14 protein-coding genes, 4 tRNA genes and 1 pseudogene are annotated in these 14,784 nt (G+C 68.0%); 9 read left to right on the forward strand and 10 right to left on the reverse strand.

The window, feature by feature from the left end; translation table 11 throughout:
• Window positions 1-8: 8 nt before the first annotated feature.
• Together C6A87_RS11570 and C6A87_RS11575 are read right to left on the reverse strand one after the other, a co-directional pair.
• On the reverse strand, window positions 9-731 hold the full coding sequence (locus tag C6A87_RS11570) for a Clp protease N-terminal domain-containing protein (protein WP_311117352.1): 723 nt from the start codon (window positions 729-731) through the stop codon (window positions 9-11).
• Between the two features lie 48 nt (window positions 732-779).
• Window positions 780-1,259, reverse strand: coding sequence for a polyketide cyclase (locus tag C6A87_RS11575; RefSeq protein ID WP_311117353.1), 480 nt, complete (start codon window positions 1,257-1,259; stop codon window positions 780-782).
• A gap of 77 nt (window positions 1,260-1,336) precedes the next feature.
• Here C6A87_RS11575 and C6A87_RS11580 point away from each other — a divergent pair, with 77 nt between their 5' ends.
• Entirely contained in the window at window positions 1,337-1,690 is a 354-nt protein-coding gene (locus C6A87_RS11580) for a helix-turn-helix transcriptional regulator (RefSeq protein WP_311117354.1), read from the forward strand.
• A 16-nt stretch (window positions 1,691-1,706) separates the two neighbouring features.
• Here the strand turns inward: C6A87_RS11580 and C6A87_RS11585 are convergent.
• The 6 genes and pseudogenes from C6A87_RS11585 to C6A87_RS11610 form a co-directional block, all read right to left on the reverse strand.
• Window positions 1,707-2,128: pseudogene (locus C6A87_RS11585) on the reverse strand (hypothetical protein).
• A 238-nt stretch (window positions 2,129-2,366) separates the two neighbouring features.
• Window positions 2,367-2,660, reverse strand: coding sequence for a hypothetical protein (locus tag C6A87_RS11590; protein WP_311117892.1), 294 nt, complete (start codon window positions 2,658-2,660; stop codon window positions 2,367-2,369).
• Between the two features lie 48 nt (window positions 2,661-2,708).
• Window positions 2,709-2,933 carry a hypothetical protein gene (locus tag C6A87_RS11595; RefSeq protein WP_311117355.1) on the reverse strand — a complete coding sequence of 75 codons (225 nt, stop codon included), beginning with the start codon at window positions 2,931-2,933 and terminating at the stop codon, window positions 2,709-2,711.
• Window positions 2,934-3,076: 143 nt separating this feature from the next.
• Window positions 3,077-3,151, reverse strand: a tRNA-Val gene (locus C6A87_RS11600).
• Between the two features lie 12 nt (window positions 3,152-3,163).
• Window positions 3,164-3,237, reverse strand: a tRNA-Cys gene (locus C6A87_RS11605).
• A 27-nt stretch (window positions 3,238-3,264) separates the two neighbouring features.
• A tRNA-Gly gene (locus C6A87_RS11610) sits at window positions 3,265-3,337 on the reverse strand.
• A gap of 361 nt (window positions 3,338-3,698) precedes the next feature.
• Between C6A87_RS11610 and C6A87_RS11615 the strand changes: the two genes are divergently transcribed.
• Window positions 3,699-3,773, forward strand: a tRNA-Val gene (locus C6A87_RS11615).
• A 72-nt stretch (window positions 3,774-3,845) separates the two neighbouring features.
• Here C6A87_RS11615 and C6A87_RS11620 read toward each other — a convergent pair.
• Window positions 3,846-5,054: a Fic family protein gene (locus tag C6A87_RS11620; protein WP_311117356.1), complete on the reverse strand. Its 1,209-nt coding sequence runs from the start codon at window positions 5,052-5,054 to the stop codon at window positions 3,846-3,848.
• 358 nt (window positions 5,055-5,412) lie between these two features.
• Between C6A87_RS11620 and C6A87_RS11625 the strand changes: the two genes are divergently transcribed.
• The 7 genes from C6A87_RS11625 to C6A87_RS11655 all read left to right on the forward strand — a co-directional run bounded on the left by C6A87_RS11625 (window position 5,413) and on the right by C6A87_RS11655 (window position 14,254).
• A complete protein-coding gene (locus tag C6A87_RS11625) occupies window positions 5,413-5,502 on the forward strand; it encodes a potassium-transporting ATPase subunit F (RefSeq protein WP_060941689.1) in 90 nt (29 codons plus the stop codon).
• Complete coding sequence (kdpA, locus tag C6A87_RS11630; RefSeq protein ID WP_311117357.1) at window positions 5,502-7,172, forward strand: potassium-transporting ATPase subunit KdpA; 1,671 nt, start codon at window positions 5,502-5,504, stop codon at window positions 7,170-7,172. The genes C6A87_RS11625 and kdpA overlap by 1 nt, the downstream gene beginning before the upstream one ends.
• Before the next feature lie 14 nt (window positions 7,173-7,186).
• Window positions 7,187-9,328, forward strand: coding sequence for a potassium-transporting ATPase subunit KdpB (gene kdpB, locus C6A87_RS11635; RefSeq protein ID WP_396837091.1), 2,142 nt, complete (start codon window positions 7,187-7,189; stop codon window positions 9,326-9,328).
• Entirely contained in the window at window positions 9,329-10,198 is an 870-nt protein-coding gene (locus C6A87_RS11640) for a potassium-transporting ATPase subunit C (RefSeq protein WP_311117359.1), read from the forward strand. It begins immediately after the preceding gene.
• Between the two features lie 58 nt (window positions 10,199-10,256).
• Window positions 10,257-12,794 (forward strand): sensor histidine kinase KdpD, encoded by a 2,538-nt coding sequence (locus C6A87_RS11645; protein WP_311117360.1) that lies wholly within the window; start codon window positions 10,257-10,259, stop codon window positions 12,792-12,794.
• Window positions 12,791-13,477 (forward strand): response regulator, encoded by a 687-nt coding sequence (locus tag C6A87_RS11650; protein ID WP_311117361.1) that lies wholly within the window; start codon window positions 12,791-12,793, stop codon window positions 13,475-13,477. The genes C6A87_RS11645 and C6A87_RS11650 overlap by 4 nt, the downstream gene beginning before the upstream one ends.
• Window positions 13,478-13,570: 93 nt before the next feature.
• The gene (locus tag C6A87_RS11655; RefSeq protein ID WP_311117362.1) at window positions 13,571-14,254 is read left to right on the forward strand and encodes a hypothetical protein; all 684 of its coding nucleotides are present in this window, start codon (window positions 13,571-13,573) and stop codon (window positions 14,252-14,254) included.
• 40 nt (window positions 14,255-14,294) lie between these two features.
• On the opposite strand, the gene C6A87_RS11660 is transcribed toward C6A87_RS11655, so the two are convergent.
• Window positions 14,295-14,762 carry an STAS domain-containing protein gene (locus C6A87_RS11660; RefSeq protein ID WP_311117893.1) on the reverse strand — a complete coding sequence of 156 codons (468 nt, stop codon included), beginning with the start codon at window positions 14,760-14,762 and terminating at the stop codon, window positions 14,295-14,297.
• Window positions 14,763-14,784: the final 22 nt, after the last annotated feature.

A 14,784-nucleotide genomic window follows, 5' to 3' on the forward strand; every position in this document is an offset into this window, starting at 1 on the left:
ATGTGAGATCACCGCGCGGTGAGCGCCTCCAGCGCTTCGCGGAGTTCGCGCTCGAAGCGGTCCCGGTCCACGCCGATCGCGTGCAGCACGCCGTCGTCGTCCTCTTCCTCGTAGAGCGCCAGCAGCAGGTGCTCGGTGCCGACGTAGTTGTGGCCCAGGCGCAGTGCCTGGCGGAAGGTCAGTTCGAGTGCCTTCTTCGCGCGGGTGTCGAACGGGATCAGCGCCGGCACGTCACCGACGCTGGGCGGCAGTGTGATCCGGTCGGCGGCGGCCGCGATGTCGATGCCTTGGCCGGCCAGCAGGTGCATCGCCAGCCCGGTCGGGTCGGCGAACAGGCCGAGGATCAGGTGGGCGGGCAGGATCTCGGGGTTGCCTGCGGCGTGCGCCTTGTTCTGCGCCTCGACGATCACCGCACGGGCACGGTCGGTGAACCGGCTGAAACCGGCGCTGGGGTCGAGCGCGGCGGTGTCGGCCGGAGAGCGCGGGACGAACCGCTTCTGGGCGGCCTGTTTGGTGACGCCCATGCACCCGCCGATCTCGGTCCACGACGCGCCGGACCGGCGGGCCTGGTCCACGAAATGCCCGATGAGGTGGTCGGCCACCTCACCGAGCGCCTCGGCGGCCAGCACCGCGTCGGTGAGTTGGTCGAGGGGCTGGTCGTGCACGCGGGTGATCACGTCGATCAGGTCATCGAGCCGGACGGGGTGGCTGATCTTGGCGGCATCGCTCATGCGTCAACCGTAAGTTGACGCAGCTGCATCGTCAACCCCGGGTTGACGTCAACCTCGGGGGTAGCCGCGGCGCACGGTGCGGTCCAGGATGCCCAGCGTCCCGCGCAGGGCGAGTTCGGAGACCACAGGGAAGATGCCGGCGTCGCGCCAGTGCTGGTGGATGTCGGACCAGTCGTAGAACGAGGTGACCAGCGTGCCCTGGTCGGCGGGTGCCAGTCGGTAGCCGTAGACGTGGCCGATCTGGGGCCTGAGCCGGCCGAGGATGGTCCACGCGATGAGCGCGTCCTGTTCGAAGTCGGTGATCTTCACGGTCACGTCATAGCGGCCGAGTTCGGGAAAGTCGTTGAGCGCCTCGCGATCCATGTGCACCACGAAGGTGTCTCCGACGGCCCGGGCCGGGGCGCCGTCGGCGTCCTGGAGCATGCCGGTGGCGTCGATGGCCACGTGCCCATGGGGGTCGCACAGCACGGAGAAGATGTCGGCCGCCGGTGCGGCGATGGTGCGGGATACCTCGATGCGATCGGTCATCGCTCGATGGTGCCATGGAGTGGCGCCGGTCACTCTGGCGTTTCGTCTGCGCTGGATTTCGGTAATCGGGGAGAACCATGAAGACCAACGGGAGCACCTCGCCGCATCCGCGGATGCTGCGGCGCGCGTTGGACTTCATCCACGAGAACTCTCAGTACGACATCTCGATTCGCGACATCGCCGCGGCGGCCGACGTGACGCCGCGAGCCATCCAGTACGCGTTCCGCGAGCACCTGCAGAGCACGCCGCTGGAGTATCTGCGGCGGATCAGGCTCGAGCGGGCCCACCGGGAACTGAAGTCGGCCGACCCCGCCTTCGACACCGTCACCTCCATCGCGGGGCGGTGCGGGTTCAGCCATCCCGGGCGATTCAGCAGCGCCTACAAGCAGGTGTTCGGGGTCGAGCCGAGCCGCACTCTGCGCTCGGTCTGACCACCGCGGGCAGCGGTCACATCGGCGTGAAGCCGACCCCGTTGAACTTCCGGCCTGCCATCCCTGAGAGCCCATGCAGACCAGCGGGCGGCCGTCGGGGGCCTGGGCGGCCGACTGAGGCTTCGGGCACGGGCCGCCGATGTCGCGGACGCCGACGAGCTCATAGCTGGTTTGCCAGAACCCGGTGTAGATCGGCGGCCACTGGTTGGGAATCCACCGGCACTGCAGCGCCTCACCGGCGGGTCCGCGTCCGAAGGTGAAGCGGTCCATGTTGGTGCAGGGGGCGGTCCGGTAGGCGTCGTAGACCATCCCCGGGACGTCGGTGGCGTAGCGGCCGGGCTTGTCGGGGTACATGGGCCCCGGCTCGGCGGCCGCCGTCGGAGCCGAGCACAGGACCGCAGCGCCGAGCGCGGTCGCTGCGAGCATTTCGCGGATCATGTACCACCCCTACGTCGTCCGAAGCCGTACCGGCGTACTGCGACATTAGCGGGTGCCATGGGGAGGCTGTGAGGTTTCGGTAGGCCAGAACGATCTCGGCCCGCCACCCGGGGGGTAGGTGGCGGGCCGAGCGTATCGGGTTCGTCTTGGCGTTCAGTCAAACCGAACACTGCTGACGCTAAGGCCGGAACCTGAGAGCCACCTAATAGACAGTTAGGCGCCGCCTTCGAAAACGCGGCTATTTAAGCCGCAGGACCGAGGCCGGCACCCAGTGGGTCACCGGATCCTTCTCGCCGCCGTGGCGGACGGGGTAGGTGACCAGCCCCCACCATCGACCTTGCTCGCTCAACCCCCAGCAGCGCAGGGTGCCCTCGACGATCGCATCCATCTGCAGGCCCTTCGGGTGATAGCGGCTTTCGCAGTGCGGTTCGCGCGGGAACAGCGCGACCAGGTCGACCAGGACGGCCCGGGGCGGGTGCACGCGACGGAAGACGGGGCGGAGAGGCTGCCCGCCGTGCCCGATCTTCTGCATCGCCACTGTTCGATCATATGTTCGATGGCAGGCGGGTGGGAAAGGGGCTTACCCGGAGGTGTCCGTGGCGCGGGCGTCGCGAACGATGCGCCGGATCTCGGCCGTGTTCGGCGTCAGTCCGGCCTTGCGTAGCTGGTCCTCGACGCTGCGGACGGCGTCGTCTTCGGATCCGCCTGTGGGCACCTGCAGGCCGTCGCCGAGCTGTTCGTGGACCTGTTGCTCGATCTTCCGCTGCAGCCGACGGATGCCGACATTGTTGATCTTGATCTTCACGATGGCGTCTCGTCTCGGCGAGGGCTGCGGCGGGTCGGTAACTCCCACCTATAGAAGACACCGGGCAGCCGACAAATGCGGACAATCTGCTCGGTCTGCGGAGACGAAAAGGGCCCGGGCTGAGCCCGGGCCTTTGCGTAACATGGTGCGCGATACTGGGATTGAACCAGTGACCTCTTCCGTGTCAGGGAAGCGCTCTCCCGCTGAGCTAATCGCGCCGGTAACAACTTTGGAGGTGGAGACGGGAATCGAACCCGTGTGCACGGCTTTGCAGGCCGTTGCCTCACCACTCGGCCACTCCACCGCTGGGGTTGATGCCACTGCATCCTCGAGCGGATGACGGGATTCGAACCCGCGACCCTCACCTTGGCAAGGTGATGCGCTACCAACTGCGCTACATCCGCACGCCACGGGCGAGATCGTCGCCCGTCGCGATGCAGAACATTAGTCCAGGCAGTCCGGCATACACAAATCCCTTGCTCGCGCGGCGTGCCGACGCTCAAAACCGCAGGTGGAGCCGTCCCGCTATCGTGCGGCCGTGGCAGGGGGAATTCACCGGGTCGGCGCGCCCGCGGCTCCTGACGCAGCGGGGTGCGCCCGGGAACCGGGAGTGTCCCTCGCGGGGCGCTCGACCGTCGTCGGGCAGCGCGTCCCGGGCGCATCGCGCGGAGTGCGCTGGCCCGTCGACCCGTTTTCACCAGGGCGTTTCTCGGGCGATCGGGACCGCGTGCTAGTCTTCTGCCTCGTTCCACTCGTCGGATATCCGGTCTCGTAGCTCAGTGGGAGAGCGTCCGCCTCACACGCGGAAGGTCGCTGGTTCGAAACCAGCCGGGACCACCACCAATCACGTCTCACCGCAGGTTGCCGCCGCGCCGCGGTGCGCACTCACTCCGGCCCAGGCCAAGAACCGGATCAGTCGGGGCGGTTGCGGCGTCCTGCCCGCGCGGCGAACTCGTCCAGTGCGCTCAGAACTTCAGGTGCGCGCCAAGCTCTGTTTCGCCCACGATCGGTGAATTCGACGATGACGCCGGCTTCGGTGAGGGGATCGATGTACCGGCGTGCATTTCCGGTCCTGATGCCGAGTTCACGTTCGAGCAGTCGCGCGTTGAACACGGGGTGCTTGACGAGCAGATCGGCGACGCGATGTACCGCGGAGTCGCGGCGGGCGACGATCCTTGAATTCCATTCGCCGCGAATCGATCTGAGGTCTGCGACGAGTCGGCGGCCGTTGGCGACCGCCAGCAGTGACGCTTCCGAGAGTCGCTCGATGATGGCGGCGGGATCACCGTTGCGATAGGAGCCGAGGGCACCGAAGTAGGCATCGGTGTCTGTAAGGAGCCCGGCCGAGACCGGCACGGTGATCTGGCGGGTGAGTCGCTTCTGGCGCAGCATCGCCTGGATCAGTGCCCGTCCGGTGCGGCCGTTGCCATCGGTGAAGGGGTGGATGGTCTCGAATTGTGCGTGGCCGATAGCGATTTGGGGGAGGGTGGGTACATCGGCGCGACGGATGAAGGCAAGTAGATCGTCGATGGCGCCGGGCACGCGGGTGTGGTGCGGGGCGATGTAGTCGGCGCCGCGGGGGCCGAAGTTTCCGCCGCCGATCCAGACTTGCTCAGTGCGCCAATGTCCCGCCGATGCGGGATCGCTGCCCCGCATCAGAGCGGCGTGCATGGTGAGGATCGCGGTCTCGTCGAGGCGGTCTGCCAGGGAGACCGCGGCCTTCATCGCTTCGGTGTTGCTCACGATCAGCGCGGCATTGCGCCGGCCGGTGTCACCGAGAACTTCTGCTTCGGCGATTGCACGGGCCGAGGCGGTCAGGTTTTCGATGTTGGAACTCGCCGCTGACTCGGAGCGCAGCAGTACCGCGGAGAAGGGCGCGATCTCATCGCCCAGTTCGGCGTCGAAACGAGTGATCTCGTTGCTTGCTTCTTCCGCGTCGGCCAGGACCGCCGCGGGAAGAGAGACGGTGAGCTCGGCGATGGCGGCCGGGATCGCGGCTCGGTACTTTCCGGCTTGTCGCTGCGCCGCGCGCAGGTCGGCGAGTCCATAGCCGGCTTCCACGGCGGCATCCCACGTCAGCGTTTCGTACGTGAGCGCGGTGCCCGCACCAACTGATGCCACGCCGCAAAGATAGCATCACTTATCGGATAAGTGATGCTAAAAGTGTCGACAGCATCACGTACCGGCCGCGTCGGAATCACGCGCACGCCGCGCTCGTCCTCCCCGCCGTGCGGCTACCCGTAAACGAACCCTCCTGCAGGTCGGCGGGCCTGCCGCAAGGACTCCGTAAAGGAACCCCGCCGGGGCGTCAAGAAACCGTCAGGAACCGCCGTAGCCGGTTCGCGCGGATGTTGACTCCAAGCGAGCCCACCCGATGTGGGCCGCGAAACGGAGTTGAACTGATGTCTGTTCTTGCCTACTTCGGGCTGACCGTCGCGCTCTTCGCGATGTTCACCGGGGCCGTGAGGGTGCTCGAGCGATGAGCCTCGCCAACGGTGTCGGCCTGGTCCTGGCCGTCGCGATCGCCCTGTTCCTGATTGCCACCCTCCTCTTCCCGGAGAGGTTCTAGTGTCGGCCACCACCGCGGGGATCCTGTTCGTCCTCGCTCTCGTCATCGCGCTCGCGGCCGTGCACGTGCCGCTGGGCGACTACATGTACCGCGTGTACAACACCGCCAGGGATTCCCGCGTCGAACGCGGCATCTACAAAGTCATCGGCGCCGACCCGAAATCCGAGCAGACCTGGGGTGCCTACGCCCGCAGCGTGCTCGCTTTCTCCGCGGTCGGCGTGCTGTTCCTGTTCTTCCTGCAACTGGTGCAGGGCAGGCTGCCGCTGCACCTCACCGATCCCGGCACCGAGATGACGCCGGCGTTGGCATGGAACACCGCGGTCAGCTTCGTCACCAACACGAACTGGCAGGCGTATTCGGGGGAGTCCACCCAGGGCCACCTGGTGCAGATGGCGGGCCTGACCGTGCAGAACTTCGTGTCCGCCGCGGTCGGCATGGCCGTCGCGATCGCACTGGTTCGCGGCTTCGCCCGCACGAGAACCGGTGAGCTGGGCAACTTCTGGGTCGACCTGGTGCGTGGCACCCTGCGGATCCTGCTGCCCGTCGCCGTCATCGGTGCGATCATCCTGATCGCCGGCGGGGTGATCCAGAACTTCGCCCTGCACTCGCAGGTCGTCAACACCCTGGCCGGCGGCACCCAGACCATCCCCGGCGGCCCGGTCGCCAGCCAGGAGGCGATCAAGCTTCTCGGAACCAACGGCGGCGGCTTCTTCAACGTCAACTCCGCTCATCCCTTCGAAAACCCCACCGCGTGGACGAATTTCGTGCAGATCTTCCTGATCGCGATGATCGCGTTCTCGCTGCCACGCACCTTCGGCAAGATGGTCGGCAACACCCGGCAAGGGCTGGCCATCGTCTCGGTGATGGGTGTCATCGCCGCGCTGAGCGTGACGCTGCTGATGCTGTTCCAATTGCAGGCCCACGGCACGGTGCCGACGGCGGTCGGCGCGGCCACCGAAGGCGTCGAGCAGCGCTTCGGTGTCGCGAACTCGGCGGTGTTCGCCGCGGCGACCACACTGACGTCGACCGGTGCGGTCAACTCGTTCCACGACTCCTACACGAGCCTGGGCGGCATGATGACCCTGTTCAACATGCAGCTGGGTGAGATCGCGCCCGGCGGTGTGGGATCGGGTCTGTACGGCATGCTGATCCTGGCGATCATCACGGTCTTCGTCGCCGGCCTGATGGTCGGCCGCACCCCGGAGTACCTGGGCAAGAAGATCACCCCACGGGAGATCAAGCTCGCCGCAAGCTATTTCCTGGTCACGCCGCTGCTGGTGCTGACCGGCACGGCGATTGCGATGTCGGGTCCGGAGCAGCGTGACAGCATGCTCAACAGCGGGCCCCACGGACTTTCGGAAGTGCTCTACGCGTTCACGTCGGCGGCCAACAACAACGGCTCGGCCTTCGCCGGCATCAGCGTGAACACGCCCTGGTACAACACCGCGCTCGGGTTGGCCATGCTGCTGGGACGTTTCCTGCCGCTGATCCTCGTGCTGGCGCTGGCCGGCTCGCTGGCCCGACAGGGCAGCACGCCCGCCTCGGCCGGCACCCTGCCGACCCACCGTCCGCAGTTCGTCGGACTGGTCTCCGGCGTCACGCTGATCCTGGTCGCCCTGACCTTCCTGCCCATGCTCGCACTCGGGCCCCTCGCTGAAGGAATCCACTGAAAATGACTGTCACCATGGTGACTTCGGCGGTCGAATCCGCCGAAGCCGACTCGAAACCCGCGGCCCGCGTGGGCGGTGGGCTGCTCGACCCCACGATGCTGCTGCGCTCGCTGCCGGACGCGCTGCGCAAGCTCGATCCGCGCACGCTGTGGCGCAACCCGGTCATGTTCATCGTCGAGATCGGCGCCGTCTGGTCGACCGTCCTGGCGCTGATGGAGCCGTCCTGGTTCTCGTGGCTGATCGTGGTCTGGCTGTGGCTCACGGTGATCTTCGCCAACCTCGCCGAGGCGGTCGCCGAAGGCCGCGGCAAGGCCCAAGCCGACTCGCTTAGGAAAGCCAAGTCCGACACCGTCGCCCGCCGACTGAACGGCTGGACACCCGGCCGCACGGGCACCGAGGAGAGCATCGCGGCCCCGATGCTCAAGCAGGGCGACTATGTCGTCGTCGAAGCCGGACAGGTGATCCCCGGCGACGGTGACGTCGTGGAAGGCATTGCCTCGGTGGACGAGTCGGCGATCACCGGAGAATCGGCACCGGTCATCCGGGAGTCCGGCGGTGACCGGTCGGCGGTTACCGGCGGCACCACGGTGCTGTCCGACCGCATCGTCGTCAAGATCACCCAGAAGCCGGGGGACAGCTTCGTCGACCGGATGATCGCCCTCGTCGAAGGCGCCAACCGGCAGAAGACGCCCAACGAGATCGCACTGAACATCCTGCTCAGCGCGCTGTCGATCATCTTCGTGTTCGCCGTCGCGACGCTGCAGCCGCTGGCGGTGTTCGCCAAGGCCGGCAACCCCGGCGTGCCCGACACCCTCGCGCTCGACGGCAATGGGGTGACCGGCATCGTCATGGTGGCGCTGTTGGTGTGCCTGATTCCGACCACCATCGGCGCGCTGCTGTCGGCCATCGGCATCGCGGGCATGGACCGCCTGGTGCAGCGCAACGTGCTGGCCATGTCCGGTCGCGCCGTCGAGGCCGCCGGCGACGTCAACACCCTGCTGCTGGACAAGACCGGCACCATCACCCTCGGCAACCGGCAGGCCGGCGAGTTCATCCCGCTGCGGGGTGTCAGCCCGGAGACCCTCGCCGACGCCGCGCAGCTGTCGAGCCTGGCCGACGAGACCGCGGAAGGCCGTTCGATCGTGGTGTACGCCAAGGAAACCCACGGGCTTCGGGCCCGTCAGCCCGGCGAGTTGGCCGGCGCGCGCTGGGTCGAATTCACCGCCGCCACAAGGATGTCCGGGGTCGACCTGGAGGACGGCCAGTCGCTGCGCAAGGGCGCGGCCGGCTCGGTGGCCGAGTGGGTGCGCGGCCAGGGCGCAACGGTGCCGACGCAGCTGACCGACATCGTCAACGACGTCTCGAACTCCGGCGGCACACCGCTGGTGGTGGGCCGCTCGCACCACGGCAGCGCCGAGATACTGGGGGTCATCCACCTCAAGGACGTGGTCAAGCAGGGCATGCGGGAACGCTTCGACGAGATGCGCCGCATGGGGATCCGCACCGTCATGATCACCGGCGACAATCCGATGACCGCCAAGGCGATCGCCGAGGAAGCAGGTGTCGACGACTTCCTCGCCGAAGCCACCCCGGAAGACAAGCTGGCGCTGATCAAGAAGGAGCAGGCCGGGGGCCGGCTGGTCGCGATGACCGGCGACGGCACCAACGACGCACCCGCCCTGGCCCAGGCCGACGTCGGCGTGGCGATGAACACCGGCACGTCGGCGGCCAAAGAGGCCGGCAACATGATCGACCTCGACTCGGACCCGACCAAGCTGATCGAGATCGTCGAGATCGGCAAGCAGCTGTTGATCACCCGTGGCGCGTTGACCACGTTCTCCATCGCCAACGACATCGCGAAGTACTTCGCCATCATTCCTGCGTTGTTCGTGACGTTGTTCCCCGGCCTGGACCTGCTCAACATCATGCGGTTGCACAGCCCGCAGTCGGCGATCCTGTCCGCGGTGATCTTCAACGCGATCGTCATCGTGTTCCTGATCCCGCTGGCGCTGCGGGGTGTGCGCTATACCCCCGCGAGCGCGTCGAAGTTGTTGAGCCGCAACATGCTGATCTACGGCCTCGGCGGCATCGTCGCCCCGTTCGTCGGCATCAAGCTCATCGATCTGGTAGTCCACCTCTTCCCCGGGATGTCTTAGATGAATCTGTCCACCGTCCTCCGCCACCACTGGGCGGCGCTGCGCGCGCTGCTGCTGCTCACCGTCCTGCTCGGGCTGATCTATCCGGCGCTGGTGTGGTTGCTCGCCCAGGCGCCCGTGCTCAAGCACAACGCCGACGGCTCCCTCGTCGAGGTCGGCGGCCAGGCGGTCGGCTCCAGCCGGCTCGGCCAGCTGTTCACCGACGCCGACGGCAACCCGCTGCCGCAGTACTTCCAGTCCAGGCCGTCCGCTGCCGGTGACGGCTACGACCCGATGGCCACCAGCGCCGGCAACCTGGGACCCGAGGACATCGTCGACACCGAGGATCGCACCAGTCTGCTGACCCTGGTCTGTACCCGGAGCCTGCAGGTCGGGGAGGCCGACGGCGTCAGCGGCGCCCGACCGTTCTGCACCAATGACGGTGTCGGTGCGGTGTTGTCGGTGATCGGGCCCCGGGACGCGCGCGGCGTCGTGGTCAACCCCACGCGGGTGATCAGTGTCAATCAGCCGTGCGCGGACACCACCGCGCCGTTCGTCGCGACCTACCAGGGGGTGCGCGTGGAATGCAATGACGGCCAGGACTATTCGCTCGGACAGATCGTTCCCGTCAAGGGTGCCGCGGGGGAGCCTCAGGTACCCGCCGACGCCGTCACCGCCAGCGGCAGTGGACTGGACCCCGACATCTCGCCGGCCTACGCCGATCTGCAGGTCGAGCGCGTCGCGCGGGCCCGCGGGATCAGCGCCGAAGACGTGCGCGCGATCGTCGCCGAACACACCCGAGGACGGGATCTGGGGTTCATGGGGCAGCCACGGGTCAACGTGCTGGCCGTCAACCTGGCCCTGGACGGGCGCTCCGGTCGGCCGGCGTGACGGTCAGGCGCGCACCGGGCGATTGCCGGGTGCGCGCCGCGACTGACAAGGTGAACAGGTGAGCACCGGCGGATACCGCACGAAGCGGGGTGAACTGCGCATCTACCTGGGCGCGGCCCCGGGGGTGGGCAAGACGTTCGCGATGCTCGGGGAAGCTCACCGCCGGCTGGAGCGCGGCACCGACCTGGTGGCCGCGGTGGTCGAGACACACGGCCGCAAGAAGACCGCCGAGCTGCTCGAAGGCATCGAGATCGTCGCGCCCCGCTACGTCGACTACCGGGGCGGCACGTTCGCGGAACTGGACGTCCCCGCCGTGATCGCCCGCAATCCCGAGGTGGTCCTGGTCGACGAACTCGCGCATACCAACACCCCGGGCAGCGCCAATCCCAAACGCTGGCAGGATGTCCAGGAGCTGCTCAATGCCGGGATCACGGTGATCTCGACGGTCAACGTCCAGCACCTGGAGAGCCTCAACGACGTGGTCGCGCGGATCACCGGAATCGCCCAGCAGGAGACGATCCCGGACGCGGTGGTCCGCAGCGCCGATCAGATCGAGCTGGTGGACATCGCCCCGGAAGCGCTGCGGCGGCGGCTGTCCCACGGAAACGTCTATCAACCCGAACGCATCGACGCGGCGCTGAGCAACTACTTCCGGCAGGGAAATCTGACCGCGCTGCGGGAATTGGCCCTGCTGTGGCTTGCCGACCAGGTGGACGCGGCGCTGGCCAAGTACCGCGCCGACCACGAGATCCGCGACACCTGGGAGGCCAGGGAGCGGGTCGTCGTGGCGGTCACCGGCGGTCCCGAGTCAGAGACGTTGGTGCGCCGGGCATTTCGTATCGCCTCGAAGTCCAGCGCCGAGCTGATGGTGGTCCATGTCGTCCGTGGTGACGGCCTCGCGGGCGCGTCCGCGCCGGAGCTGGGCAAGATCCGGGAGATCGCGTCCAGTCTCGGCGCCACCGTGCACACGGTCGTCGGCGACGACGTCACCACCGCGCTGATGGATTTCGCGCGGGAGCGCAACGCCACCCAGCTGGTGATCGGCACGTCGCGGCGGTCCCGCTGGGCGCGGATCTTCGACGAGGGCATCAGTGCGAGAACCGTGCAGGAATCCGGCCGGATCGACGTGCACATGGTGACCCACGAGCACGCCACGCCGGGCTGGTCGATGGCCTCGCTGTCACCGCGCAGCCGCCACCTGACGTCGTGGCTGGCCGCGGTCGTGGTGCCGGCGGTGCTGTGCGCGATCACCGTGCTGTGGCTCGACCCGATGCTCGGTATCGGCGGCGAGAGCGCGCTGTTCTTCATCGGCGTGCTCGTCGTCGCGCTGCTCGGCGGGGTGGCGCCGGCCGCACTGTCGGCGGTGCTGTCGGGATTTCTGCTCAACTACTTTCTCGTCGAACCCCGGTACACGCTCACGATCTCCGCGCCGGACAGCGCGGTCACCGTGTTCGTGCTGCTCGCCGTCGCGGTGGCGGTGGCCGCGCTCGTCGACAGCGCGGCCAAGCGGGCGCGGGAGGCGGGCCGCGCCGCCCGGGAAGCCGAACTGCTCGCGCTGTTCGCGGGCTCGGTGCTGCGGGGCGCGGATCTGAGCGCGCTGCTGGAGCGGGTGCGCGAAACCTATCTGCAGCAGTCGGTGTCACTGCTGCGCGAAACCCCCGAGGACGGGCCGGTGGTCGTCGCGTGCGTCGGCGACCACCCCTGTACCGACATCGCTTCGGCCGACACGGCGATCGAGGTCGGCGATGACGAATTCTGGCTGCTGCTGGCGGGCCGCAAGCTGCAGGCACGCGAGCGTCGCGTGCTGGGCGCGGTTGCGGCGCAGGCCGCGGGACTGGTGCGTCAGCGGGAACTCACCGAGGAGGCCAGTCGCGCCGAGGCGATCACGAAGGCCGACGAGTTGCGACGCTCGCTGCTCTCGGCGGTCAGCCACGACCTGCGCACGCCGCTGGCCGCGGCCAAGGCGGCGGTGTCGAGTCTGCGCAGCGAGGACGTCGACTTCTCCCCGGAGGACACCGCCGAACTCCTCGCGACGGTGGAGGAGTCCATCGACGGGCTCACCGCGCTGGTCGGCAACCTGCTGGATTCCTCCCGGCTGGCCGCCGGGGTCGTCACACCGGACTCCGGACGGGTCTACCTGGAGGAAGCTGTCCAGCGCGCACTGCTCGGGATCAGGCGCGGTACCGCGGCGTCCGGACTCGGCGCGCTGGAACGGGTGAAGGTCGAAGTCGGTGACGCGGTCGTGCTCGCCGATCCCGGGCTGCTGGAGCGCGTGCTGGTCAACGTGATCGACAACGCGCTGCGGTACTCCATGGGCGGCGTGGTCCGGGTCAACGCCGGCCGCGTCGGGGAGCGAGTGCTGATCAACGTCATCGACGAGGGCCCCGGCGTGGCCAGGGGCACCGAGGATCAGCTGTTCGCACCGTTCCAGCGGCTCGGCGACACCGACAACACCAGCGGAGTGGGGCTGGGCCTGTCGGTCGCCCGCGGCTTCACCGAGGCGATGGGAGGGTCGATCTCGACCGGTGACACCCCCGGTGGTGGGCTCACCGTCGTCGTCGACCTTCCTGCCGACTCCTCAGGAGGCTCACGATGAGCAAGACCCGGGTGCTCGTCATCGACGACGAACCGCAGATCCTGCGCGCGTTGCGGATCAACCTGTCGGTACGCGGCTACGAGGTGTTCACCGCCGCGACCGGTGCGGAGGGCCTGAAGCTGGCCGCCGAGAGCAAACCCGACGTGGTGATCCTCGATCTCGGCCTGCCCGACCTGACCGGGATCGACGTGATCACCGGCCTGCGCGGATGGCTCTCGGTGCCGATCATCGTGCTGTCGGCGCGCACCGACTCGTCGGACAAGGTGCGTGCCCTCGACGCCGGCGCCGACGACTACGTGACAAAACCGTTCGGGATGGACGAGTTCCTCGCGCGGTTGCGGGCCGCCGCACGGCGTAGCGCGGCAGCCTCCGACATGGATGAGCCGGTGATCGAAACATCCTCGTTCACAGTCGATCTCGCCGCCAAGAAGGTCACGCGCAACGGCGCCGAAGTGCACCTGACGCCGACCGAATGGGGGATGCTGGAGATGCTGGTCCGGCATCGCGGCAAGCTGGTCGGGCGCGAGGAACTGCTGCGCGAGGTCTGGGGACCGGCGTACGCCAAGGAAACACATTATCTGCGGGTGTATCTCGCGCAGCTGCGGCGCAAGCTCGAGGTCGACCCGGCCAAACCCAAACACCTCCTCACCGAGGCCGGAATGGGCTACCGCTTCGAACAGTGAGGCACGTCAACATCGCGCTAAGAACGGTCCAGCCGGCGTCAGGAGTGCGTATGGGCGGTGGCGACGGCCGGTCGCCGGCCGTAGACCTGAGTCATGACCCTGCTTGTGCACGCCACCGATGACCCTCCGCTATCTGCCGCTCGCGCACCGGGGATACGCGTCAACGCGGGCCACTGCATTCCCGCCGCCGCCCTGGTCGACCGGGGGCTGGCGGACTGGGCGCGCTCGCGCGGGGTTTCGGTGACCGCGCGCGACGACCGCGATCTCGACCTCGTGCGGTACCGGCGAATCCGCCCCATCCAGGTGGTGTTCCGCTGCGGTCCCGCCGCGGCCCCTATTCGCCGCGCCGTGGCGATGGACGTGTCGCGGTTCATCGTCGACACCGCGCAGCACATGGCGCAGGTCGCGGAGGAGGCCCACAACACGAGGTACCTCTACCTGACCGGTCAGGCGCCGGTGATGCTGGGGGACCGGCGGCTGACCGTCATCGGGCTGCACACCGAGGTCGAACATGCCGGGGATGCCGCCGAATGGGCTGCCGCGGCGCGCAGGCTGGTTCATCGTGCCACGGTGCTGCGAGCCTGCGGTGCACCGGTCAGGCGACTTGCCCTCAGCGGCGGGTCGATTCAGTTCTGGGCCTACACCCCGCAGGCCGCCGGCATCGTGGCGGCGGTCGACGACGCGGTCCGGACCGCATGCGACGAGCGCGCACTGGCCCGGCCCGCAGTCACCCTGGCCGCGCTGACGGTGGCGCCGGCCCTCGTCCGGGCGCGGTGAGCAGCGCGGCGGCCTCGTGCGCCGCGACCGAAACCAGCGCTCACCGCAGCTGCCAACCCGATTTCCCGCTCCAGGTTGTCTGATGCCTGCTCTGGGCGAACCGGTCGAGTCGGGCCAGCGCCGCATTGAGGTCGTCGGCAACCGGCAATTCCTTGACGGGATCACAGATGTCGAGCAGCCGCTGGACGGCCGGGCTCGGCACGATGACCCAGTCCACGTCCCTACGTACGCTGTGCACGCTGATGTAGTACAGCGCGGTGAATCCCTGGCTGCCGAAGAAGTCGACTGCGCGGAGGTCGAGCACAAGTTGTCGGGACACTCGGGTGTGCCGCTCGACGTAGCGCGCCAGCGCGCGACCGTTCACGGCGTCGATCTCGCCGATCACCGCGACAGCGACACGGTAGGGCGAACAATGGCGCACGGCGAATTTTGCGTTGCCGCACCGCTGTTGCTCCTCGTCCAGGGCAGCAGCGGCTTGGTAGGTGGGTTCAGTACCGACGGAGACCATCCTCATTTCCACAGGCGTATTG

The sequence above is a fragment of the Mycobacterium sp. ITM-2016-00317 genome (genome assembly GCF_002968295.1).
Taxonomy (GTDB): domain Bacteria; phylum Actinomycetota; class Actinomycetes; order Mycobacteriales; family Mycobacteriaceae; genus Mycobacterium.